Annotated in this window: 19 protein-coding genes and 1 pseudogene; 5 read left to right on the forward strand and 15 right to left on the reverse strand. The window is 69.3% G+C overall.

Annotated features, from left to right (window positions below; genetic code table 11):
* Positions 1–3: 3 nt before the first annotated feature.
* The 12 genes and pseudogenes from murC to mraZ all read right to left on the reverse strand — a co-directional run bounded on the left by murC (position 4) and on the right by mraZ (position 12,846).
* Complete coding sequence (murC, locus tag NVV57_00485; GenBank protein ID MCR6711238.1) at positions 4–1,332, reverse strand: UDP-N-acetylmuramate--L-alanine ligase; 1,329 nt, start codon at positions 1,330–1,332, stop codon at positions 4–6.
* Positions 1,329–1,811, reverse strand: coding sequence for a hypothetical protein (locus tag NVV57_00490; GenBank protein MCR6711239.1), 483 nt, complete (start codon positions 1,809–1,811; stop codon positions 1,329–1,331). The genes murC and NVV57_00490 overlap by 4 nt, the downstream gene beginning before the upstream one ends.
* Positions 1,720–2,445, reverse strand: a complete 726-nt coding sequence (locus NVV57_00495) for a glycosyltransferase (protein ID MCR6711240.1) — start codon at positions 2,443–2,445, stop codon at positions 1,720–1,722. The genes NVV57_00490 and NVV57_00495 overlap by 92 nt, the downstream gene beginning before the upstream one ends.
* On the reverse strand, positions 2,438–3,661 hold the full coding sequence (locus tag NVV57_00500; protein ID MCR6711241.1) for a putative lipid II flippase FtsW: 1,224 nt from the start codon (positions 3,659–3,661) through the stop codon (positions 2,438–2,440). The genes NVV57_00495 and NVV57_00500 overlap by 8 nt, the downstream gene beginning before the upstream one ends.
* Positions 3,661–5,022 carry a UDP-N-acetylmuramoyl-L-alanine--D-glutamate ligase gene (gene murD / locus NVV57_00505; protein MCR6711242.1) on the reverse strand — a complete coding sequence of 454 codons (1,362 nt, stop codon included), beginning with the start codon at positions 5,020–5,022 and terminating at the stop codon, positions 3,661–3,663. Before murD ends, NVV57_00500 begins: the two co-directional genes overlap by 1 nt.
* Positions 5,019–6,110, reverse strand: coding sequence for a phospho-N-acetylmuramoyl-pentapeptide-transferase (gene mraY, locus NVV57_00510; protein ID MCR6711243.1), 1,092 nt, complete (start codon positions 6,108–6,110; stop codon positions 5,019–5,021). Before mraY ends, murD begins: the two co-directional genes overlap by 4 nt.
* Positions 6,107–7,480 carry a UDP-N-acetylmuramoyl-tripeptide--D-alanyl-D-alanine ligase gene (locus NVV57_00515; protein MCR6711244.1) on the reverse strand — a complete coding sequence of 458 codons (1,374 nt, stop codon included), beginning with the start codon at positions 7,478–7,480 and terminating at the stop codon, positions 6,107–6,109. Before NVV57_00515 ends, mraY begins: the two co-directional genes overlap by 4 nt.
* Complete coding sequence (locus tag NVV57_00520) at positions 7,477–9,072, reverse strand: UDP-N-acetylmuramoyl-L-alanyl-D-glutamate--2,6-diaminopimelate ligase (protein ID MCR6711245.1); 1,596 nt, start codon at positions 9,070–9,072, stop codon at positions 7,477–7,479. The genes NVV57_00515 and NVV57_00520 overlap by 4 nt, the downstream gene beginning before the upstream one ends.
* A 2-nt stretch (positions 9,073–9,074) precedes the next feature.
* Positions 9,075–10,862 (reverse strand): penicillin-binding protein 2, encoded by a 1,788-nt coding sequence (locus tag NVV57_00525; GenBank protein MCR6711246.1) that lies wholly within the window; start codon positions 10,860–10,862, stop codon positions 9,075–9,077.
* Complete coding sequence (locus NVV57_00530) at positions 10,862–11,326, reverse strand: hypothetical protein (GenBank protein ID MCR6711247.1); 465 nt, start codon at positions 11,324–11,326, stop codon at positions 10,862–10,864. The genes NVV57_00525 and NVV57_00530 overlap by 1 nt, the downstream gene beginning before the upstream one ends.
* Positions 11,323–12,306, reverse strand: coding sequence for a 16S rRNA (cytosine(1402)-N(4))-methyltransferase RsmH (gene rsmH, locus NVV57_00535; GenBank protein MCR6711248.1), 984 nt, complete (start codon positions 12,304–12,306; stop codon positions 11,323–11,325). Before rsmH ends, NVV57_00530 begins: the two co-directional genes overlap by 4 nt.
* 97 nt (positions 12,307–12,403) lie before the next feature.
* Positions 12,404–12,846, reverse strand: a pseudogene (mraZ, locus tag NVV57_00540) (division/cell wall cluster transcriptional repressor MraZ).
* 211 nt (positions 12,847–13,057) lie between these two features.
* Here mraZ and NVV57_00545 point away from each other — a divergent pair.
* Genes NVV57_00545 through NVV57_00555 form a run of 3 tightly spaced genes read left to right on the forward strand, consistent with a single transcriptional unit; the run spans position 13,058 to position 17,585 of the window.
* A complete protein-coding gene (locus NVV57_00545; GenBank protein MCR6711249.1) occupies positions 13,058–14,083 on the forward strand; it encodes an AAA family ATPase in 1,026 nt (341 codons plus the stop codon).
* A gap of 9 nt (positions 14,084–14,092) precedes the next feature.
* A complete protein-coding gene (locus NVV57_00550; GenBank protein MCR6711250.1) occupies positions 14,093–15,373 on the forward strand; it encodes a DUF58 domain-containing protein in 1,281 nt (426 codons plus the stop codon).
* 13 nt (positions 15,374–15,386) lie between these two features.
* Positions 15,387–17,585, forward strand: coding sequence for a DUF3488 and transglutaminase-like domain-containing protein (locus tag NVV57_00555; protein ID MCR6711251.1), 2,199 nt, complete (start codon positions 15,387–15,389; stop codon positions 17,583–17,585).
* Here the strand turns inward: NVV57_00555 and NVV57_00560 are convergent.
* Positions 17,530–17,898 carry a DUF3040 domain-containing protein gene (locus NVV57_00560; protein ID MCR6711252.1) on the reverse strand — a complete coding sequence of 123 codons (369 nt, stop codon included), beginning with the start codon at positions 17,896–17,898 and terminating at the stop codon, positions 17,530–17,532. The two genes, NVV57_00555 and NVV57_00560, sit on opposite strands and share 56 nt — an antisense overlap.
* A gap of 101 nt (positions 17,899–17,999) precedes the next feature.
* Between NVV57_00560 and NVV57_00565 the strand changes: the two genes are divergently transcribed.
* Positions 18,000–18,782 (forward strand): fused MFS/spermidine synthase, encoded by a 783-nt coding sequence (locus NVV57_00565; protein MCR6711253.1) that lies wholly within the window; start codon positions 18,000–18,002, stop codon positions 18,780–18,782.
* A gap of 77 nt (positions 18,783–18,859) precedes the next feature.
* On the opposite strand, the gene NVV57_00570 is transcribed toward NVV57_00565, so the two are convergent.
* Both NVV57_00570 and NVV57_00575 read right to left on the reverse strand, forming a co-directional pair.
* A complete protein-coding gene (locus NVV57_00570; protein ID MCR6711254.1) occupies positions 18,860–19,063 on the reverse strand; it encodes a cold-shock protein in 204 nt (67 codons plus the stop codon).
* 135 nt (positions 19,064–19,198) lie between these two features.
* Positions 19,199–20,116, reverse strand: coding sequence for a PAC2 family protein (locus NVV57_00575; protein ID MCR6711255.1), 918 nt, complete (start codon positions 20,114–20,116; stop codon positions 19,199–19,201).
* A 157-nt stretch (positions 20,117–20,273) separates the two neighbouring features.
* Here NVV57_00575 and NVV57_00580 point away from each other — a divergent pair, with 157 nt between their 5' ends.
* Complete coding sequence (locus NVV57_00580; protein MCR6711256.1) at positions 20,274–22,463, forward strand: AAA family ATPase; 2,190 nt, start codon at positions 20,274–20,276, stop codon at positions 22,461–22,463.
* The last annotated feature ends 32 nt before the right edge of the window (positions 22,464–22,495 follow it).

Raw genomic sequence — 22,495 nt, forward strand, 5'->3', positions numbered from 1 at the left:
TGCTCATTCGCGCCCCAAGCGCTCGAGAATCCAGTCTGGAGCCTTGGTCACGGTGCCCGAGCCGACGGTCAGCACCGTCGACCCTGGCGTCGCGAGATCGGCGGCCATGCGCGCGGCGTCCTCGAGCGACGCCGCCACGGACGCAGGCACAGTCATGCGCGAGGCGATGAGCTCGGAATCGACGCCGGGAATGGGGTCCTCGCGGTCCCCGTGAACGGGAGCGAGCACCACATCGGCGTCGTCGACGGACAGCGCGGCCGCGAAGTTCGCGAAGTGGTCTCGCGTCCGCGTGAACAGCGCAGGCTGGAACAGGATCACGAGGTGACCGGCGCCCGCCGCTCGCGCGGCGGACACGACGGCCGCGACCTCCGTTGGGTGATGCGCATAGTCGTCGATGACGCGCACTCCCCCGACCTCGCCGCGCAGCTGGAAGCGCCTCCCGGTTCCCCCAAAGGTCGCGAGAGCCTCTGCGGCCCGCGCCGGGTCAGCCCCCATCTCCACCGCCGCGGCCCACGCCGCCGCCGCGTTGAGCCGGTTGTGCGCCCCCGGCAAGGGAACCGCGAGCGGATGCTCGGCGCCAAAGCCGACCACGGCGTCGGGCGTCACGAGAACGTCAGCGCCCTCGTCCGAGCCGTAGGTGAGCACGCGCACGTCCGACTCCCCCGCCAGGCGTGCGACCCGCAGCGCAACGGGATCGCCCGCGTGCACGATCACCGCGTCGCACGAGCGCGCGAACGCGAGGAACGCGTCGTGGAGGGCGTCGACCGTGCCGTAGTGATCGAGGTGGTCGGGCTCGATGCTCGTGATGATGCCAACGTGGGGGCGGTAGCGAAGGAACGAGCCGTCGGACTCGTCGGCCTCGACCACGCCCACCCCCGAGGTGCCGGCGTAGCCCCCAGCCACGGCGCCGGGCACGCCGAACACCCGCGCGCCAACGGCGAAGCTCGCGTCGATTCCCGCGCCGTGAAGAGCGCGCGCCGTCATGGCCGAGGTGGTCGTCTTGCCGTGGGAGCCCGCGACGGCAACGAGCGACAGCCCCTCGAGCGCCCACACAAGCGCCTCGGAGCGGTGCAGGACCTCGACGCCCAGCTCACGCGCCCGTGCGAGCTCCGGATTGGTCTCGCGCACCGCGCTCGAGATCACCACCGCGTCGGCGCCGTCCACGCGAGACGCGTCATCCCCCACGCGCACGTCCATTCCCGCGTCGTGGAGCGCAAGGAAGTACAGGCTCTCTCCGCGATCGTTCCCCGTGACGTCGACGCCCTTCGCGGCGACGAGCCGCGCCACCGCGGACATTCCCGAGCCGCCGACGCCGATGAAGTGCCACCTCATGAGACGGCCCCCTCAATGAGGTCCGCGAGCCGAGACGCGCCGTCGGGGATGCCGACGCTCGCTGCCGCCGCTGCCATGGCCGTCGCCGTCGCGTGGTCCAGGATCATGCGCTCGGCCTCGAGCTCCACTCGCGCCGGGGTCAGGTCCGCGTCCGCGATGAGGATCGCGGCTCCAGCCTCCACCGCCGAGCGCGCGTTGAGCGCCTGCTCGCCATTGCCGATGGGCAGCGGCACGTACAGCGCCGGCAGCCGCAGCGCGCTCACCTCGCTCACCGTGTTCGCTCCCGCCCTGCACACCACGGACGACGCTGCCGCGAGGGCGGCGCCCATGTCATGGGCGTATTCGGAGACCTGGTACGCGTCGCGGAGCTTCGCGGGAAGGTCGCCCTTAGCCCGCAAGGCGGCCTCGTCCTTCCCAATTCCGGTCAGGTGGATCACGTGGATCCCGTGGCGCACGAGCGTGGGGATGGCCTCGGTCACGGCGGCGTTGAGGCTCGCCGCGCCGAGCGAGCCTCCCGTAACGAGCAGCACGGGGGCGTCGGGGGCCCACCTGCGAGCCTCGCGCGCCTCGCGGGCGGCGGTCTCCCCGCCTCAAGGGGTCGGCCATCGCGGCCGCGAGATCGGAGATCTCCCGGCGCAGGGGCAGCCCGGTCACCACCGCGCCCGGAAGCGGCGTGCCGGCGAACGTAGTGGCGACCGCGGCGGCGAATCGGGCGCCGTACTTGTTCGCGAACCCGGGCCGGGCGTTCGCCTCGTGGACCACGACCGGCACGCCTGCCTTACGTGCGGCCTTGTACACGGGAGTGGACACGTATCCGCCAAAGCCGACGACGGCGTCGGCCCGTGTGTCTTTGATGATCTCCGCGGCCTGCGCGGTGGCGCGCGAGAAGTCGCGGGGGAACGTCAGGGCCGCACCGTTGGGGCGCCGCGGGAGCGGGACGCGGTCCACGAACCGCAGCTCGACGCCCGCGCGAGGGACGAGTTCGGTCTCGAGACCCTCGGCCGTGCCGACGGCGACGACAGAGTGTCCGCGCGCGGTCAGTTCCGCCGCGGTGGCGAGGAGCGGGTTCACGTGGCCTCCGCTGCCGCCTCCGGCGAGCACGAAGCTACCCACGCCGCCCCCTGGACAGCACTGCGAGCGAGCGGCGAACCACGGTGGGCCGCGCCGCGAACGCGTCCGGTGCTCCCGGCTCGGCTCTCGCAAAGGCCATGAGGACGCCTATCGCCGTCATCGACGCGATGAGCGAGGAGCCGCCCGAGGAGACCAGCGGCAGCGGCAGACCGGTGACGGGAAGTAGCCCAAGGACAACCGCGATGTTGATGCACGCCTGCGCGACGATCCACGTGCCGATAGCGCCACCCGCGATCTGCACGAACGGGTCCACGGAGCGGTGCACGATGCGGTTGATCGCGACGATCATCATCGCGAACGCGAACAGCACGAGGAGCGTGCCGATGAGGCCGAACTCCTCGCCGATGATCGCGAAGATGAAGTCGGAATCCGGCACCGGCAGGCCGCCGCCCCACTTCTCGCGGCTCATGCCTGGCCCCAGGCCCCACAGTCCGCCGGACGCGAGCGCCCACATGCCGTGGATGGTCTGCATGCATGCGTCGTTGGCGGCACCGCAGTTCTCAGGGTGGAGCCACAGGTCGATCCGGCCCGTGCGCGTGGTGCCCTGGGTCAGCAGCGCGAACGCCACGCTGAGTCCGACGAAGCCGATCATCGCGAAGAAGCGAATGGGCAGGCCCGCGATCCAGTACGCCGCTCCCACGATCACCGCGAGCACGATCGCGGTGCCCATGTCGCGGCCGTAGAGGACCAGACCGATCACGATGAGCGACATGAACCCGCCGGGAACCATGATCTGCTTCCACGTGGTGAGGTGCTTCCGGAAACGGGACAGCACCACTCCCAGATACAGCGCGAGACCCAACTTGGCCATCTCGGAGGGCTGGAACGTCACGAGACCAACGCGAATCCAGTTCTTGTTGCCTCCCGAGGACACACCGGCGACGCCGACGAGCACGAGCAGGACGATCGACGTGTAGAGCACGCCCGGCGCGAGTCGCTTCCATGCGATCACGGGAAGTCGCGAGCCCAGAGCCATCGCTACGAGGCCCACGCAGAAGGCCGCGAGCTGCACGACGAACAGCGCATACGGGTTGCCACCGGTCGCCTTGAGCGACTCGATCGAGGAGCTCGAGAGGACCGACGCGAGGCCGACGATGAGCAGGATTCCCGCCGACGCTGCCAGCAGATAGTAGGTGGCGGCTGGGGACCTCCACGCGGACGCCATGGTGCGAGGCCTGGCGCCGGTCGTGGCCGTCATCAACCCTCCAAGCGCCCCACCTCTTCGGCGAAAGCGGTCCCTCTGTCCGCGTAATCGCGGAACTGATCCATCGATGCGCACGCGGGCGAGAGGAGGACGGTGTCGCCCTCCCTTGCCAGCGAGCGAGCGGCCACCACGGCGCGCTCCATGACAGTGTCTCCCGGGGGTATTGCGAGCACGGGGATATCGGCGGCGTGTTCCGTGAGAGCCCTGGAAAGCGGCTCCTGATCCACCCCGATGAGCACCACGGCATGGAGCCGGCCCCTAATGGAGGCCACGAGCTCGCCGAATTCCTGACCCTTGGCGAGGCCGCCCGCGATCCAGACCACAGCGTCGGGCCCAAAGCCGCCGAAGGCGGCCCTGACCGCGTGCGCATTCGTGGCCTTGGAGTCGTCGACATAGGTCACGCCGTCCAGCTCCCTGACGAATGCGGTGCGGTGGTGGTCGAGGGCGAAACCCGCGAACCCCTCGTGGACGGCCGCGGGAGCCACGCCGACCGCGCGGGCCAGCGCGGCCGCGCTGAGGGCGTTGATTGCGAGATACGGGGGGATCGCGCCCGCCACGAGATGCTTGAGGTCGTCGAGGTGGCCAAGCTCGATCGCGTGGGTGCGGCGCTCGTCGTGGAACGCGCGGTCGACTAGGTGACCGTCGACGACCCCGAGCTGCGATACGGCGGGCACCCCCAGCGTGACGCCGATCGCTCGGCAGCCGTCGACGACGTCGGCCTCCTCGACCATCTGCTCGATCGCGCGATCGGCGGCCGGATACACGCACGCGACCTGAACATGCTGGTAGACCCTCGCTTTGTCCGCGTGATACGCCTCAAGGGACCCATGCCAGTCGGTGTGGTCGTCGTCGGCGTTGAGGCACACCGCCGCGTGCGGCGAGAGCGTGTGGGTGAAGTGCAGCTGCAGGCTCGCGATCTCCACGGCCACGAGGTCGCACTGCGCGCGCGCCGCCTCAATCACGGGGATGCCCATGTTGCCGCACACGCGCACGTCCAGCCCGCCGGCCGACGCTATGGCGCCCACCATCTGCGTGGTGGTGGTCTTGCCGTTGGTTCCGGTGACGAGCACCCACGGGATGCCCTCGCGGCGCACGCGCCACGCGAACTCCATCTCCGACCAGATCTCGAGACCCGCGGCCTCGCACGCGCGGATGGCCTCGCTGTGGGGGGCGAAGGCCGCGGAGGCCATCACCACGTCAAACTGCGTCAGGTCGAGTTCATCGACGGTCAGGTGATCCGCCTCGCCGTTGGCGTCCACGCTCACGGCGGTGGCACCGAGCTCGCGGCACGCGGCCACGGTGCTCGTCCCGGCGACGCCTACGCCCAGAACGAGCACTCGCAGGCCAGAGATCATGAGAACTGCGCGACGAACTCTTGGTAGAAGATCGCCATGCCGAAGCCTGCACACAGGCCCGCGATGATCCAGAAGCGCGTCACGATCGTGACCTGGCCCCAGCCCAGGAGTTCGAAGTGGTGATGGATGGGCGCCATCTTGAAGACGCGTTTGCCGCCGCTGATCTTGAAGTAGCCGATCTGAATCACCGAGCTCGCGACGACCATGACGAAGAGGCCGCCGATGATCACGCCGAGCAGCTCGGTGCGGGTGACCATCGTGATGCCCGCGATGGCGCCGCCGAGGGCGAGCGAGCCGGTGTCTCCCATGAAGATCTTTGCGGGGCTCGTATTCCACCAGAGGAACCCGACGCATGCGCCGGCGATCGCCGAGCACAGGATGGCGAGGTCCCGCGGATCTCTGACCTCGTAGCACTGCGCCACGTTGTCCGTGAAGCCGCACTTCTGGTTGAGCTGCCACAGGCACACGAGTACGTAGGCACCGAAGAAGATCACGGCGGCACCGGTGGCGAGCCCGTCGAGACCGTCGGTGAGGTTGACGGCGTTCGACCACGCGGTCACGAGGAAGTTGGTCCAGATGATGAAGATGATCAGGCCGATCGCCCCGCCAAGCGCCCCGAAGTCGACCACCGTGTCACGCAGGAAGGAGATCGCCGTGGACGCGGGCGTGATCCCGTGTTCATCGGGGAACTGCAGCACGAGCACGGCGAACGTGATTCCCACCACCGCTTGGCCGAGGATCTTGTATCGCGCTCTGAGGCCCAGCGAACGCTCCTTGGAGATCTTGCGGAAGTCGTCGAGGAACCCGACGAGCCCAAGGCCGCACATGAGGAACACCACCAGGAGCGACGAGATGTCCGGCCTTCTATCGCCGGTAGTGAGGTTGGCTCCGATCCACCCGACGATCGTCGCGGCGATGATGACGAGCCCGCCCATCTGCGGGGTGCCGCGCTTGACGTGGTGAGACTCGGGGCCATCCTGGCGAATGAACTGACCGAGCCCGCGCTTGCGCTGGAAGCGGATGAACAGGGGGGTCACGAAGAGCGAGACGATCAGCGCGAAGGCCCCCGCGAACACCACCGCCTTCATGCGTCCTCCCTCACCAACGCGTCCGCAAGTTCGTACAGACCGGAGCCATGCGAGCCCTTCACGAGAACAGTGTCACCCGCCGTGAGCCTCTGAGAGAGGTACGCGCGAGCCTCGCCAATGCTACCGACGAAAGCCGCCTCGTCGCCCCACGAACCCTCGCGCACGGCGGCGTCGAACGCGGGCTTGGCGCCCTCCCCGACCACCAGCAGGTAGTCGATTCCCAGGCGCACCGCGTTGTGGCCAACGTCCCAGTGGGCGTCGCGCGACGCCTCACCCATCTCGAGCATCTCCCCCACGACGGCGATGGTGCGGCCGCCGTCCGCGACGTCCATGAGCGCGCGCATGGCGGCGCGCATCGACTCAGGACTCGCGTTGTAACTGTCGTCGATCACGGTCACGCCGTCTGCGCGCTCGACGACAGCCATGCGGTGCTCGCTCACCGGACCCGCCGCGGCGATCTTGGCCGCGGCCACGGCCGGATCGAGGCCGCACTCGACGGCCGTCGCGAGAGCGGCGAGCGCGTTGGTGACGTGGTGCTCGCCAACGAGGGTGAGCGTCACGCGCTCGCCCGACGCTCCCCTCACCACCGGCACAAAGCTCGCCCTCCCGTGGTCGAGGGTGACGTCAGCCGCCCGCACGTCAGCGTCGGACCTCGTGCCGAAGGTGACCACCCGCTCGGCGAAGCGCGCCATGTCCGCGACAGCGGCGTCGTCCGCGTTCAGGATGGCCACACCACCGGGCGCAAGCCCCTGCACGAGCTCGGCCTTTGCGCGCGCGATGCCGTCCGGGCCGTCATACCCGCCCGAGTGCGCGGTGCCCACGATGAGCTCCACCGCGATGTCAGGCGGCGCGATGGACGTGAGGTAGGCGATGTGCCCCGGGCCGCTCGCGCCCATCTCGAGCACGAGGAAGCGAGTCGCGGAATCGGCCGCGAGCACCGTGACGGGCATGCCGATCTCGTTGTTGTAGCTCCCCACCGGAGCGACCGCGTTGGGCAGGGTCCGGGCGAGGATGTCCTTGGTGGTGGTCTTGCCGTTGGAGCCCGTGATGCCGATGACCGTGATCTCGCCCTCGACGCGCAGGAGGGCGAGGTACGCGCGGGCTAGTGCGCCGAGGGCGGCCTCGACGTCGTCCACGAGCACGTGCGGGGCGTCGACGTGCTGGGACACGAGGCACAGCGTGGCGCCGGCCGCGAGCGCGGCGCCCGTGAAGTCATGGCCGTCTACGCGCTCGCCCACGAACGCGACGTACAGTGAGCCGGGCGCGACGTCCCGCGAGTCCTTGACCACCGAAGTGACCACCGCGTCGACGTCGGCCGCGAGAGTGCCGCCAACCGCGTTCGCCACCCACTGGGCGGTGACGGGCCTCACGCCGAGTCTCCCGAGCGCGGCGCATTCCCTGAACGCTCAGCGAGAATGCTCCGCTGTGCCGCCAGATAGGCGTCGCGGTCGTTGTAGCGGTGGAACACCCCTGCTATCTCCTGGGTTGGCTCGTGACCCTTGCCGGTCACGATCACGGTATCGTCCGGGCCACCAAGTCGCAGGCCAAACTCGACCGCGGCCACGCGCGGCTCCACCTCGTGCACGTCGCGAAGGTCGGGCCGGACGCGCTCGATCCCCTCGCGGATGGCCGCACGGATCTCCGCCGGCACCTCGGAGCGCGGGTTCTCGTCTGTCAGCACGATGACATCGGCGAGGCGGGCAGCGATCTCCCCCATGACGGGCCGCTTCTCGCGGTCCCTATCGCCGTCTGAGCCGAAGATGAGGATCAGCCTGCCGGGCGTGATGGGGCGGACGCCGTTGAGCGCGAGCTCCAGCGCGTCAGGGGTGTGCGCGTAGTCGACGATCGCGAGCGGATCCTCCACGGAGCGCTCGATGACCCGCTCCATGCGGCCGGGAACCGCGTGCGCGGTCGCGACCCCGGAGATCGCCTGGGCGAGCGGCACTCCCGCCGCGTGAGCCGCCGCGATCGCGACCATCGCGTTGGACACGTTGACGAGGCCCGGCAGGGGGCTCTCCGCCGCGTGCTCGCTGCCATCGGGACCGCGGAAGGTGAACGTGGAGCCCACGCCGTCCAGGCCGATGTCGGCGGAGGTGACGACCCAATCCGCGTCTCGCTGGGCGTGGGTAAGCGTGGACACGGTCTCGACGGGGATCTGGACCCGGGACGCGAGCTTTCGGCCCCACTCGTCGTCGATGTTGATGACCCCCCTGCGCGCGCGGCCGGGCTCGAACAGCCGGGCCTTGGCCGCGAGGTAGCCCTCCATGGTCTTGTGGAAGTCGAGGTGATCCCACTGCAGGTTGGTGAACACGGCAACGGAGAAGTCGACGCCGCTGATGCGGTCCAGAGCGGCGGCGTGCGAGCTCACCTCGGTCACCGCTGCCGTGACGCCCTCCTCGAGCATGCGCGCCAGGAGGCCGTGGAGCACGGGGGCCTCGACCGTCGTGCGCGGAGACTCGATGGCCTCGTCGAGAACGCGCAGCTCGACGGTGCCGAGGATTCCCCTCTTTGGATGCACCTGAGCGAGCGCGTTGTCGATGAAATAGCTCGTCGTCGTCTTGCCATTTGTTCCCGTGACTCCCACGAACACCAGGCGCTTCGAGGGGTGTCCGTAGACCAACGCGGCCGCCTCGCCGATCGCGTGCCGCGGGTGCTGCGCCACGAGAACCGGCACCCCGAGGTGCGCAACGAGTTCGGCGCCCTCGGCGTCCGTGAGGATGGCCGACGCCCCGCTCGCAACCGCGGCGGCGCCGAACGTCGCGCCGTGTACCTGCAGGCCCGGCAGGGCCCCGAACAGGTCCCCGGGCGCCACGGCGCGCGAGTCAACGGTGACTCCGGAGATCAGGGCGCCCACTGCGTCGGGCATGGACAGGACAGCGCCAGCGCGGGCGGCAAGTTCGCCAAGAGCCACCGGCGAGACCCTCGCCGGCCGCAGCGACATGTCGGCTGACAGCTGGGGCATCGTCACTTCCAGGTAAGGGGGTACAGCGTGGCCTTCGAGTCCGACGGCGGAACGCGCAGCTCCTGCAGCGCGAAGGTCGCCACGTCCTTGAAGACGGGGGCGGCGACGTCGCCGCCGTAGATGGAGCTCTTGGGGTCGTAGAGGATCACTGTGACGACGATACGCGGGTCATCGGCCGGGGCCACGCCCACGAACGACGCGACGATGCAGTCGAATGTGCCGTCGCTCGCGCACTTCGCCTGTGCGGTGCCGGTCTTGCCTGCGATGCGGTACCCGTGGATCTTGGCGAGGGTTCCCGTGCCGTCGGTGGTGACGGACTCGAGCATCCTCATGACTTGCTTGGCGGTCTTCTCCGAGACCACGCGCTTTGACTTCTCCATCTCGCGAGGGGTGAAGTTGCCGTCGGCGTCCACGAAGCCCTTGACGATGGTCGGCTGAACCTGGACGCCGCCGTTCGCGATGGTCTGGTACACCTGCGAGGTCTGGATCGCGGTCACCGAGAGCGCCTGGCCGAAGAGCACGGCGTACTTGGAGCGGCCGTCCCAGTCCTGGTAGTTCGCGAGCAGACCCTTCTGCTCACCGGGCATCCCCACATTGGTCTTGGATCCGAACCCGAAGGCCGTCAGGTACTGGTAGCGCTGCTTGGAGGTAAGCAGCGAGCCGATCTGCACGGTGCCGGTGTTCGAGGACTCCGCGAGCACGCCCGCGACCGTGAGCTTCTGCGTGGAGTGCTTGTGGGAGTCGTGGAAGGTCTGGCCGTTCTCGGTGGTGAAGGCGTACGCCGCCTTGATGTGGCTCGTCGGCGTCACGAGGCCCTCTTCGATCGCCGCCGCCATGGTGATGGTCTTCGCGGTGGAGCCGGGCTCGAACATGGAAGAGACGGCGCGCGAGCCGCGGTCGTCCTCCGCGCTCGCCCCTGGATCGTTCGGGTCAACGGAGTGCGAGTCCGCGAGCGCGTAGATCTCACCGGTCTTGACGTCCTCGATGATGACCGTTGCGCGCGACGCCCCCGTCTCGGAGATGGCCTGCGCGACGCGCTGCTGCGCGTAGTACTGGATGTCGCGGCTGAAGGTCGTCATCACCGTCTTGCCTGGTACCGCGGCCGTCTCCTGGTGCACCCCGGTGGGGATCAGCGTTCCGCTGCCGCCGCTCTCGTAGGTGATCGAACCGGGCTTGCCGGTGAGTTCCTTGTTGTACGCGAGCTCGAGCCCGGCGAGACCCGTGGTTCCCGGCCCCGACTTCTCGCCGCCGACGAAGCCGACGATATTTCCCGCAATGCTGCCGTTGGGGTAGATGCGCTCGCTCACGGCCTCGGGCTGAACTCCGGCGATCTCCTCGGCGTTCACGAGGTCCCACGTCTCCGGGGTGACGTTCTTCGCGATGTAGACCCACGTGGAGTCGCCGACGAGCTTCGCCGCGAGCTCGGACTCATCGAGCCCGAGGATGGGCGCGAGGATCGCGGCCGCCCCGATCGGCCCCTCCGCGCTGACCTTGTTGTCGTCCGTGCGCTTCCAGGTGGCGAGCTCCTTCTGGTTCACGCCGATGTTGTACCTGTCGACCGTGGTGGCGAGCACCACGCCGTCGCGATCGACGATGTCGGCGCGAGGGGTCGTCACCTCTTTGGTGACGAGCCGCTGTGCGAGCGCCTGCTCCGACAGCGCTGCAGACTCGACGCCCTGGATCATCACGAGACGGCCCGCGAAGATCAGGAGGAAGAGAATCGCGAGGAGCGAGACCGCGCGCTGCCGCACCACGGGATTGCCGACGCGCATCTGCGGCGATGACGCCATTAGTTGCTCCTCGACTCGATGACGAGACTGTCCGCCAAGGATATGAAGCCAAAGCGCGCGGCCGGCTGCATTCCGAGTTCCCGCGCGTCGCCTCCCAACTGGTCCGGAGCGGACTTCTGCTCAAGCTGAGTGACGAGAGACGCCTTCTGTTCGTGGAGGTTCGCGATCTCGATCTTGATGTCACGGCGCTCGTACGCACCGCGGGCCATCGAGGTGTTGATGAACAGCACGGCGGTCAGCGCGCCGACGATGATGAGTGCGCACGTCCAGGCAAAGGGAACGAGGGAGCGGGCCTGCTCCGGCGCCGCAACCGCCCGCAGATGCCGTTCCTGCGGCGCCCGACGCTGTGGTTGAGATTGGCGCTGCGGTTGGGCCCGACGCTGCGGCTGGGTGCGCGTGCTCGGACGCGGACCGTGTGGGGCTGGCTGGATCGGGCGCGGGTGGCGCGCGGGGGCGGCGCTCATGCGGCCCTCCTCGCGGCGGGCGTCTCGCGCACGCGCTCCACGGCGCGCAAGCGCACGGGCTTTGAGCGGGGGTTGCGCTCGGCCTCCTCGGGGCTCGCGGTCTCCGCTCCCCTCGTGATGAGCCGCAGGTAGGGCTTGTCGTCGTCGGGAACCACAGGAAGGCCGACGGGAGCGGTGCTCTCGGCCCCGGCGGCGAACGCGCGCTTGACGATGCGGTCCTCGAGCGAGTGGTACGACATCACCACGATTCGCCCACCGACCGCAGTCGCGTCGATGGCGCGGGGCATGGCGCGCTCGAGCACCTCGAGCTCGCGGTTCACCGCGATGCGCAGGCCCTGGAAGGTTCGCTTGGCCGGATTCGACCCGGGCGTGCGGGTCGCCGCGGGAATGCAGGCGCGAACGAGGTCAACGAGCTCCGCGCTGCGCGTGATGGGCGCGGTCTCGCGGATGCGCACGATCGACTCGGCGATGCGCGCGGCGTAGCGCTCCTCTCCGTAGTCCCTGAGGATGTGCGTGAGTTCGGCCACGTCTGCGTCGCGGAGGATGTCCGCGGCCGTGACGGGGTCCTCGGAGTTCATGCGCATGTCGAGCGGCGCGTCCTGCGCGTACGAGAAGCCGCGCTCCGCCTCATCGATCTGCAGCGAGCTCACGCCAAGGTCCAAGAGAATCCCGGCCGCAGCGTCGGCCCGTGCCACGGCAAGGGCGCCCGCAATGTCGTCGTATTCGGCGTGATGGGCGCGGAAGCGGTCGCCGAACGCGGCGAGCCGCTCGCTCGCGAGCGCGATGGCCTGGGGGTCGCGATCGATGCCGACGACGGTGGCCTGCGGACAGCGCGTGAGCAGCGCCTCCGTGTGGCCCCCCATCCCGAGCGTGCCGTCGATGGCGACGGCGCCCGGGCTCTGGAGTGCCGGAGCAAGCAGTTCAACGCAGCGGTCGAGCATCACGGGCGTGTGCCGGTGGTGCTGCTGTGCTGCGTCCATGCTCACTCCTCCCTCGTGTCGTGTGCCCCGGTCTCCCTCCGGCTCTCTGACGGGGGGAAGTCCGTCAGAGCCGCGCGGGAGGAGGCCGCGGAACACGTCACATGTCTTGAAAGACCTCTGCTGCCGTTGCTGCGTAGTCGTCTTCGCCGCGAGCGAGGTAGTCCTCCCACGCGGCCTGGTCCCAGATCTCGACGCGGGAGCCGAGGCCGACGACGGCCACCTCCCTGTCGATTCCCGCATAGGTGCGCAGGGGGCGCTCAGCAGCACCCGCCCCTGCTTGTCCGGAAGCTCGTCGCTTGCGAAGCCGAGGAAGTTGCGCAGGTAGTCGCGCGCGTTCTTGTTCTCGAGCGGCGCACGGCGCAGGCGATCGTGAATGGCGTTGAACTCGTCGATGGGGAACACGAAGATGCAGCGGTCCAGGCCGCGCGTCATGACGAGGCCAGACGCGAGCCGGCCGCGGAACTTCGCGGGCAGGATCAGCCGCCCCTTTTCGTCGAGCCTGGGCGTGAACGTGCCAAGGAAGACCCCTGTGGGTCCCAGTCCGTGCTCAGCCACCACGGACCCCCTTTCAGCGCCACGACTCGCCAGTTCCCTCCACTTTACTCCACTTCCCTCCACTTGGGTGCCCATTTCACAACGATTCCTCCACCTGTTTCGTTCTTCATGCCGACGGCCACGCCACGCTCTCCCCTGCCCGTTGGGAGGTCGGGGGTCGGGTCGCATAGGCTCGACCCGACAGCGAAGGAGCGTCATGACTAATCCGGTCCCGACCGCGGACGACCTCAACCACGTCGCGAGCCTCACGACGCGAGTGCGCGACTCGATCTCGACGGTGCTCTCCGGCCTCGACGGCGCCATCACGGCGACGCTCGCCACCGTGCTCGCCGAGGGTCACGTGCTCGTCGAGGATGTGCCGGGGGTCGGGAAGACGACGCTCGCGAGGGCGCTCGCCGCGAGCGTCGGCGGCTCCGTTGGCCGCATCCAGTTCACTCCGGACCTGCTCCCGAGCGACGTCACCGGCGTCTCGATCTTCCGCAGCGACGACCACCGCTTCGAGTTCCGGCCGGGCCCCGTGTTCGCGAACGTCGTCATCGCCGACGAGATCAACCGCGCCTCGCCGAAGACGCAGGCGGCGCTGCTCGAGTCCATGCAGGAGGGAGCCGTGACTGTCGACGGCGTCACGCGCAAGCTGCCTACGCCGTTCGTCGTCCTCGCGACGCAGAACCCGATCGAGATGGAGGGCACGTACCCCCTTCCGGAGGCGCAGCGCGACCGCTTCATGACCCAGGTCTCCGTTGGCTACCCAAGCCCGCGCGACGAGATGGCAATGCTGGCAAGCCACGACGGGGCCGATCCGCTCGCCGCGATCACCCCCGTCGCGACTCTCGAGGACCTCGCGAGCGCCATCGAGGTTGCGCGCCGCGTCTACGCTGCGCCCGCGATCAAGCAGTACATCGTCGACATCGTCACGGCCACCCGCTCCGACTCTGCCCTGCGCCTCGGCGCCTCGCCCCGCGCGGCGCTCCAATTGCTCGCCGCGTCCAAGGCGCGCGCGGCCATGGCGGGCCGCAACCACGTGCTGCCCGACGACGTGAAGGCCCTCGCGGTCGCGGTGCTTTCGCACCGCCTTATCGCGAGCACGGAGTCCCGCCTCGCCGGTCGCTCCACCCAGCAGATCATGCGCGAGATCGTCGGCCGCACCGCGGTCCCCACCGAGGCGCGCGACGCCCCCCATGCCCGCGAGCGCGCCGTGGAGCACACGACGGTTTCCCGCTAGGCCCAGCCCGTGAGCACCCCCGACGGCTCCCCACGCACCGCCACCGCGTTCAGCGCGCGCGGCGTTGGGCTGGGCAGTGCCGGCCTCGTCTTCGGGGGCCTTGGGATCGGCCTCGCGACCCCGATCCTCGTCTATTGCGGGATCTTCATGCTCGCGGTGTTCATGGTCTCGTGCATCTGGATGCTGCTGTCCGTGAACACCTTCGTGACGCGCTTCCCCTATGCGCGGCGCGAGGTGGTCCCCCACCCCCTCACCGCCGGCGTGCCTGGCCTCGTGACCGTGACGATCAAGTCCGACGGGTCCCGCGCCTCTCGCTGGCGGCGCGCGGTCACGCAGTCCCTCGACATTCGTGAGCAGGCGGCGGCTGAGCTCACGGGCGGCATGGCGACAAAGGCATCGGTGTCCCGCGACGAGACGACGCTCATTCTCACCTATTCGCTCTTGCCGTCACGGCGCGGTCGCTGGCCGCTAGGGCCGGCGCTGGTGCACTCCGCGGACCCCTTCGGCGTCCTGTGGGCGGATACCGCAGTTGGCGACGCCGAGCTCATCCCGGTGTGGCCCGCTGTCGTTGACCTCAGCGGCACGGCGGGCGCGCTCATGGGACTCGCCGACCGCATCGTGCTCGGCGCCCGCACCCCGTCCCCAGACGACGCCTCGCTGCGCGACTACCGAGAGGGCGACGACCTGCGTCGCGTGCACTGGGCGTCGTCTGCGCGTCGGGGCACGATGCTGGTTCGCTCCGACGAGCGCGCGGGCCGGCGCCCTGCAACGGTGCTCATGGATCTCCCCCGCGAGCCGCAGGCGCTCGAGTGGGCCGTCTCCGCGTCGGCCTCGATCGCGCTGTCGGTGCTGAACTCAGGGCACCCCGTGCGAATCCTCGGAGCCGGACTCAACCCCGACGTCTCTCGCCACCTCGGCGAGCACGGCTCCGAGGCCGGAAGGGCGGCGCTGCTTGACCAGACCGTCGACCTTGCCGCCCCGGTGTCACAGGCAGCCGCAACGCACCATCTGGTCAGGGCCGCGCGCCAGGCGCAGCATGACGCCCTTCACGGCGAGGTCATCGTCGCGATCGTCGAGCCGCTCGAAGCCGAGGCCCTCGACGCGCTCGTTCCGATTGGCGACGCCCGCCGTGCGTGGGCGCTCGTGCGCACCACAGCGGCAACGCAGGAAGCCGGTCGCGACACTGCCCGCGCGCTGAGGCGCGCGGGGTGGCGCGTCGCCACGATCTCCGCCACGAGCGACCTCGCCTCCGTCTGGACCGCCCTGATCGCGGCGGGTGATATTGAATGACTGAGGCGATCGAATGAACACTAGCCGGGCGCCGTGGAGCGTCACCGTGCTCATGGCGGTTGGCACGCTGGTCGCGATGCTCGCCCTCAGCACGCTCCTGGAGGGCGGAGGCTGGCTGCGCACGGTTGCCTTCGTGATCGCGATCTCGTGCGCCGCCGACCTTGTGGTCCGCGCGGCGTCCCGCTCGCGCTTCTTGCCGTCGATCGCGGCGCTTGCCGCCGCCGTCATCGCGATGATCCCCCTCTTCGCCGTCAGGGAGGACGGCAGCAAGCACCTGCTGCCAACGCCGTCGGCCCTCGGGGCCCTGTGGGATGCCATCGCCGAAGGCGCCTCCTACGCCGCGAGCACCCCGGCGCCGGCAACGGTCACCGTGGAACTGTCCGCGCTCGTAACCGGATTCGCCGTGGCCATCTTCGTCGTCGCCGATCACCTCGCGGCGTCGTGGAGGGCCGTCGCGCTGTCCGGCATCGTGCTGATACTGCCCTGGACCCCGGCGATCTTCCTGCAGTACCAGGTGCCCATGTGGGCGCTGTTCGCCACGGCTGCGTGCTGGATGATCGCGATGGGTGCGGCGCGATCCTCGTCGGCATCCAACCGGTCCACGCCCATCACGGGAGCGGTCCTCGCGAGTACGGCGGCCCTCCTCGTCGCCGTGATCATCGCCCCCGCGGCCGTCGGCGGAAACGGCTGGGGAGCGATACCGCGCTTCAACGCGCCGTCGTCGCTCGAGACGTCGACTCGACTCGACCTCGCGCTCGACCTGCGCAAGTCCCTGACGGTGAACTCGGCGCAAGTCGTGTTCAGTTACGTCTCGTCCGGCCAGCACCCTCCCACGCTCAGGCTGTACACGCTGCGCGACTTCGACGGGGTCACCTGGACGCGCGAGAAGGACGACGCGACCGACCTTGTCCCCGCGGCGTCCGGTGTGCTGTGGCCGCAGGAGGTCACGGGTTGGGACGACCTTGATCACGTGATCCTGTCCATCGATCTCGTCAACAGTGCCGAGCGCAACCTGCCGCTGCCCACCTTCCCGCGCAGCGTCGACGTTCCCCAGAACTGGCAGTACTCGCCGTCTCGCGACGAGGTCATTACGGCGAAGGGTAGCTCCAAGGGGCTGCAGTACTCGGTGGTGACCGCGCTCGACTACTTCACCGAGGACAGCCTCAAGGAGAGCCAGTCCGCGATAGACGCCGGCACGGACTCGGTGAGCGCCAGCTACACGGAGATCCCCACGTCCGTGGACATCGGCCGCATCACCAACCTCGCGCGAGACATCACCGAGGACGCCGGCACGCAGTTCGATGAGGCAGTCGCGCTGCAGAACTATCTGCGCAACAGCGACAACTTCACTTACGACACCTCTGTGGAGCCCGTGCGCAGCGGTGACGCCGTATCGCAGTTCCTCGACTCCAAGCACGGCTACTGCGTGCACTTCGCGACGACGATGGTGATGCTCGCGCGATCGCTCGGCATCCCCGCACGGCTCGGTCTTGGCTACCTCGGCGGCCAGCTCTCGGATGACGACGTCTGGCAGGTGCTCGGCGGAGACGCGCACACCTGGCCCGAGCTCTACTTCCCCGGCCAGGGCTGGGTTCGCTTCGAGCCCACGCCTGCGGTCCAGACCGGTGTCGCGCCCTCGTACACCTTGGAGAACAGCGGCACGGGCAACGCGCCCATCCCCTCCAACGTGCCGATCCCCACGACGGTGCCGAGCAACAACCCGCAGACGGCCCTCCCCACCTCCTCGTCGGCGATCTCGGACGGCTCCGCGGACGCCGGGGTCCCGTGGTGGGCGCTCGCCGCGGTGGTGCTGCTTCTGCTCGGCGCGGCCTACGCGGTCTGGATGCTGCGCCGCCGCTCGGTGGCGCACGCCGCCGCGCACGGCCCCGAGGCCGCGTGGGAGTCGCTGCGGGAGCATCTCCCGGAGCCGCTGCGGTGGTCGCGCAGCCTCACGCCGATTGAGGCGGCTTCGCGCCTTGAGCACGAGCTAGCAGCGTCGGACAGCGCCCTGGATGAGCATGGGGCGACGGCGCTGCACGAGTTGCGCGATGCGGTGAGTGATCACCGGTACGCGCCACCGAGCGAAGCGGACGTGCCGGGCCAGGAATGGCTCACGGAGAGGGTGAACGCGGTTGCCGCGCAGACGAGCGAGGCGCTCAGAAGTCGTTCTGATCGCGTCGACGCTCGAAGCGCTCCTCGACGCGATTCATGAAACCCTGACGCTTGGCCTTGCGCGGCGCGGCCCCAGAGGCGCCGCCGGCCTTGGCCGCGGACTTCGTGGGAGCGAGCATGCCCCACAGCGCGGACGCCAGCATGATCGCGAAACCGAGCACGCCCACGACCGTCAGCTGGGCCATCACGCCCGCGACAAGAACGCCGAGACCAGCAACGATGCCGATGAAGGCGAACGTCCAGCGGCCGCGTGGGCGCACCGACTTGGACATGGCGGAGTTGAGCTTCGGGTCCGCGCCGAGATCGCGCTCCATCTGATCAAGAACGCGCTGCTCGTATTCCGACAGTGGCATGCGGACCTCCCTTCGCGCCAAGTACCCTCAGTCTAGATTGTCGGGTGCCAGTGGTGCCACCCCTCAACGCGGCGCCTGCCCAACCTCGCTATGGTCAACGGGTGGCCTCCGCTCGACGTTCCCCTGCGCGCCCCGTGCTCGCTGAGGGCGTACCGCGTGGGGAACCCCTCACCGTGGCCACGGGCATGGTGGAGCTTCGAGACGAGGCGGACGGCAGCGTCACCGTCTATGTGAACGGCGTGCCCTCATCCACCCTGCGCAGCGACTTCGAGCTCGACTTCGAGTACATGCAGCACGAGGCCGCCGCGATCGCCGCGTGGGACGGCGCCCGCGACGATCACGCCTGGCTCGCACTCCACGTTGGCGCGGCGGCGTGTACGCTGCCGCGCCACCTCGCACACACGCATCCCCAGTCCCGCCACATCGCGGTTGACGTTGACGTCACCCTTGCCGAGATGGCCCGACGCTGGTGGGACCTTCCGCGCGCCCCTCGCCTCAGGGTGCGGGCACAGGACGGGTTGGCCGCGCTCGCCGAGCGTGGAGACGCCAGTCTCGATCTCATCGTGCGTGACGCCTTCGCGGGCGACGCGGTGCCCGAGCATCTCACGGGAGCCGAATGGTGGGATCACGCGAGGCGGGTGCTGCGGCCCGGCGGGATGGTGGTGGCGAACCTCGCGGTGGTTCCCGGCGTGGCCGAGCGCGAGGCGCCCGCCGGCTTCGCGGGCACGGTCGCGGTCGGCGAGCACGCGGTGCTGAAGCGCAAGAGGCGTGGGAACGTGGTGCTCGTCGCGCGAACGGAACCGGACGCGGAGCTGACGCGGGCGCTCACGAGGTATGCAGCGTCGGCCCCGTTGCCGACGGGAGTGACTCCCAACTGGCCCTAGGCGCTGCAACAACAACGGCAGCAACGACAACGGCCGCCCCTCCACGAAGGAGGGGACGGCCGTCGAGTCTCGTGAGACTAGATGATGTGGACGGACTCCGCCTGGGGACCCTTCGGTCCCTGCGTCACCTCGAACTCGACGCGCTGCGCCTCTTCGAGCGACTTGTAGCCGTCGGACTGAATTGCCGAGTAGTGCACGAAGACGTCGGCGCCGCCGCCGTCCTGCGCAATGAAGCCGTAGCCCTTCTCAGCGTTGAACCACTTCACAGAACCCTGTGCCATGAACTTTCCTTAATCTGTACTGCCCGGGACGGGAAGCAGGCACACTGCGTGCCCGCTCGTTTCAGCAATGCCGCGTCCCAAGTCACAGACCGGTTCTTGCACACTACGTTCAACCAGGTATAAGCATGGCATGGATTACGCGTTTGGGGGTTGATCCCAACGCTGCTGTGCGAGGAACTTCTCAAATTCTGCGCCAAGTTCGTCCGCTGAGGGCAGCTCTCCGTCCACCGGCAACCCCTCCCCGCGGGCCTCGACGAAGGCGTCGTACTGCTCCTCAAGCACGCCGACGAGCTGCTGAATCTCTTCCGATTCGCCCATCTGACGGTCGATCTCCACTTGGGCGCGAGCGGCGGCCTCGTCGAGATCCTCCGGCTGCAGCTCGAGGCCGGAGATGTCCTCGAGGCCAAGGATCGCGCGCTGCGCGGCCTGGGGGTACGCGGACTGCGCGAGGTAGTGCGGGACGTGAACGGCCACATTCAGCGCGGCCAGATCCCACTGGCCGAACCGGTATTCCATGAGGTTCTGTGCGGACGCAGGGACGGTCACCGTGCCGAACAGCGTGGGGGTGTCCGGCAAGAGCTCCTGCCGCGTGCCGTGGACCGTCACCGAGATGGGGCGCGTGTGCGGCGCGGCCATGGGGATCCCGTGGGTGCCGAGGGTGAGCCCAACGCCCAACCGGTCGACGATGCCGCGCACCGCGCGGATATAGCGCTCCCACTTCACGTCCGGCTCAAAGCCGTGCAGCAGCAGGAAGGGCGTTCCTGCGCCGTCACGCACCATGTCGAGGTCGAGATACGGCTCGTCGTACGCCGTCCACTCGTTGATCGAGAACGTCATCTCCGGACGTCGGCTGCGATAGTCCAGCAGGTTGTCGATATCGAAGCTCGCGATGTTGATGGTCTCGAAGCTCCGCAGGTGCTCGGCGACGATCGCGCCCGCCTTGCCCGCGTCGAGGAAGCCGCGCAGGGAGTGCACAAGGACGGCCCCCTCCGTAGGTGCCTCTGCGGCCCACTGGGCCACACCGTCGGCGTTCCACGTCACCAGCTTGCTCATGACACCTCCAAGGCCAGTGTGTCACGGCATATTCCTGGCAACCGCAGTTCTCGCGGCGCGCGAACACGTGGTGCACACGAGCCCCCAACTACTGCGATAATTGACAACTGCCTTTTCGGCGCGGGGAGCGCCGAGGCAGCGCAAGAGGGATAGGTATATGCAGGACGATCGCGGCGCCACGGCGCAGCAAGCAGGACTCGAGGCCGAGCAGCGCGTGGTCGACGTGCTCTACGCACGTCTCGATACCTTGCGCGACGAAGCCGGCGAGAGACTCGCCGACGTTCGCCGCGGCGGCCCCTCCGGCTCACCCCAGAACCGCTCAGAGCGCGATGCGTTCGCGACGCTGTACGAGGACCGCATCGCTCAGCTCGACGCCGTCGAGGACCGGCTGTGCTTCGGCCGCCTGGATCTGGTGGCGGGCGACACTCTCTACGTTGGCCGCATCGGGCTGTCCGACGCTGAACACGCCCCCCTGCTCACCGACTGGCGCGCCCCCGCCGCCCGCGCTTTCTACTCCGCGACCGCAGCCAACCCCTCCGGTGTCATCAAGCGCCGCCACCTCACCACCCAGGGCCGCGTCGTCACGGCTGTCGAGGACGACGTTCTCGATGTGGACGCGCTCGAGGAGTCCGGGCTCGGGGACACTCTCCAGGGCGAGGGCGCGCTGCTTGCCGCGCTCGGCGCACGCCGCACGGGTCGCATGGGCGACATCGTCGCCACCATTCAGGCCGAGCAGGACGCGGTCATCCGCGCGCCCATGACCGGCGCCCTCGTGGTCCAGGGCGGCCCCGGCACCGGCAAGACCGCCGTGGCGCTGCACCGCGCGGCGTTCCTGCTCTACCAGCACCGCGCCCTCCTCGAGAGCCGCGGCGTGTTGCTCATCGGTCCGTCGCAGTCGTTCCTGCGCTACATCGACCACGTGCTGCCTTCGCTCGGCGAGACGGGCACCGTCTCCACCACGCTCGGCGGGCTCGTGCGCGGCACGGACACCTCCGCCCACGAGCGCGATGACGTCGCCGAGCTCAAGGGTCGCCTTGCCATGGCCGACGTTGTGCGCGCCGCCGTCCGCGAGCGCCAGCGGGTGCCGCGCGCCGATCAGGAGTTCAGGATCGACGGCCGGGTCGTCGTGCTGCGTCGCCATGACGTTCGCGAGGCCCAGGCGCGTGCCCGACGCGATGGCAAGCCCCACAACGAGGCTCGCCAGAGCTTCGCAAAGGAGATGATCTCTCGCCTCACCGCACAGCTCGCCGAGCAGCTCGGCGAGTCGATCGACGCGGACGACCGCCGCGAGCTCGAACGCGATATCCGTGAGGACCGCAACCTGCGGATCGCGATCAACCTCTGCTGGTTGCCCGTCACGCCCGAGACGCTGCTGCGTGACCTGTTCTCCAAGCCGCACCTGTTGGGAAACGCGACACGGTCGCTCGAGCCTCACGAGCGTCGGCTGCTGCTGCGCTCCGCCGACGCGCCCTTCACCGACGCGGACGTGCCGCTCCTCGACGAGGCGGCGGAGCTGCTTGGCGACATGCCTGGCGGCGGCCCCGCACGGCCCGCCAAGCCCACGAAAGAAGAGCTCGACTACGCCAAGGAAGTCATCGCGAGTTTTGGCGCGCACACCATGATCAAGGTGGATGCGGAGACGCTGGCGCGGCGGATGCAGGGCGGCGTGTCTCGCCTGTCCGTGGCCGAGCGGGCGTGGGCGGACCGCACGTGGACGTACGGCCACGTGGTGGTGGACGAGGCCCAAGAGCTGAGCCCCATGGCGTGGCGCATGCTGCTGCGCCGCTGCCCCACGCGGTCGTTCACGATCGTGGGGGACGTGGCACAGGTGGGCGCCCCCGCGGGAACGCGCTGGTGGCCCGAGACGATGGACCCGCTGTTCGGGCAGTCGTGGATCCTGCGCGAGCTCACGATCTCCTACCGCATCCCCGCGGCCGTGGCGCGAGCGGCGCAGGCCTTTGCGGCCGCGCACAGCCTGCCCGCCTCAGAACTGAGCGCGGCTCGCGAAGTGGATGACTCCGTCGTCATCGTTCATGACGCCGACGCGAACACGCGGGCCGCGTCCGAGGCGCGACGCATCGCGAGCGACCTCGCCTCGACCGGCGGCGGCCTCGTCGCCGTGATCGCCGATGACTCGCGCCACGCGGCCCTGGCGGCGGCGATCGGCAACGCCGACATCACGCTCATCAACCCCCTCGAGTCCAAGGGGCTCGAGTTCGATGTCGTGGTGGTCGTGGAGCCCGCAGAGGTGGCCGCGCGCCCGGGCGACCTCTACGTCGCCATGACGCGACCGACCCAGCAGCTTGTGCTCGTTCACGCCCTGGATCTGCCAGCCGGAATCGCCTGACCCAGCCCCAGCGTCGGGCCATTTGGGAAACG

Origin of the sequence: Demequina sp. (assembly GCA_024707205.1) — a bacterium.
GTDB lineage: Bacteria > Actinomycetota > Actinomycetes > Actinomycetales > Demequinaceae > Demequina.

What these genes read in the sequence shown, in the direction of transcription:
- mraY (MCR6711243.1), bottom strand. Translation starts at nt 6,110, where the DNA reads ATGAAGGCGGTGGTGTTCGCGGGGGCCTTCGCGCTGATCGTCTCGCTC.
- murD (MCR6711242.1), bottom strand. Translation starts at nt 5,022, where the DNA reads ATGATCTCTGGCCTGCGAGTGCTCGTTCTGGGCGTAGGCGTCGCCGGG.
- NVV57_00530 (MCR6711247.1), bottom strand. Translation starts at nt 11,326, where the DNA reads ATGAGCGCCGCCCCCGCGCGCCACCCGCGCCCGATCCAGCCAGCCCCA.
- NVV57_00525 (MCR6711246.1), bottom strand. Translation starts at nt 10,862, where the DNA reads ATGGCGTCATCGCCGCAGATGCGCGTCGGCAATCCCGTGGTGCGGCAG.
- NVV57_00545 (MCR6711249.1), top strand. Translation starts at nt 13,058, where the DNA reads ATGACTAATCCGGTCCCGACCGCGGACGACCTCAACCACGTCGCGAGC.
- NVV57_00560 (MCR6711252.1), bottom strand. Translation starts at nt 17,898, where the DNA reads ATGCCACTGTCGGAATACGAGCAGCGCGTTCTTGATCAGATGGAGCGC.
- NVV57_00570 (MCR6711254.1), bottom strand. Translation starts at nt 19,063, where the DNA reads ATGGCACAGGGTTCTGTGAAGTGGTTCAACGCTGAGAAGGGCTACGGC.
- NVV57_00580 (MCR6711256.1), top strand. Translation starts at nt 20,274, where the DNA reads ATGCAGGACGATCGCGGCGCCACGGCGCAGCAAGCAGGACTCGAGGCC.
- NVV57_00555 (MCR6711251.1), top strand. Translation starts at nt 15,387, where the DNA reads ATGAACACTAGCCGGGCGCCGTGGAGCGTCACCGTGCTCATGGCGGTT.
- NVV57_00500 (MCR6711241.1), bottom strand. Translation starts at nt 3,661, where the DNA reads ATGACGGCCACGACCGGCGCCAGGCCTCGCACCATGGCGTCCGCGTGG.
- NVV57_00520 (MCR6711245.1), bottom strand. Translation starts at nt 9,072, where the DNA reads ATGCCCCAGCTGTCAGCCGACATGTCGCTGCGGCCGGCGAGGGTCTCG.
- NVV57_00575 (MCR6711255.1), bottom strand. Translation starts at nt 20,116, where the DNA reads ATGAGCAAGCTGGTGACGTGGAACGCCGACGGTGTGGCCCAGTGGGCC.
- murC (MCR6711238.1), bottom strand. Translation starts at nt 1,332, where the DNA reads ATGAGGTGGCACTTCATCGGCGTCGGCGGCTCGGGAATGTCCGCGGTG.
- rsmH (MCR6711248.1), bottom strand. Translation starts at nt 12,306, where the DNA reads ATGGACGCAGCACAGCAGCACCACCGGCACACGCCCGTGATGCTCGAC.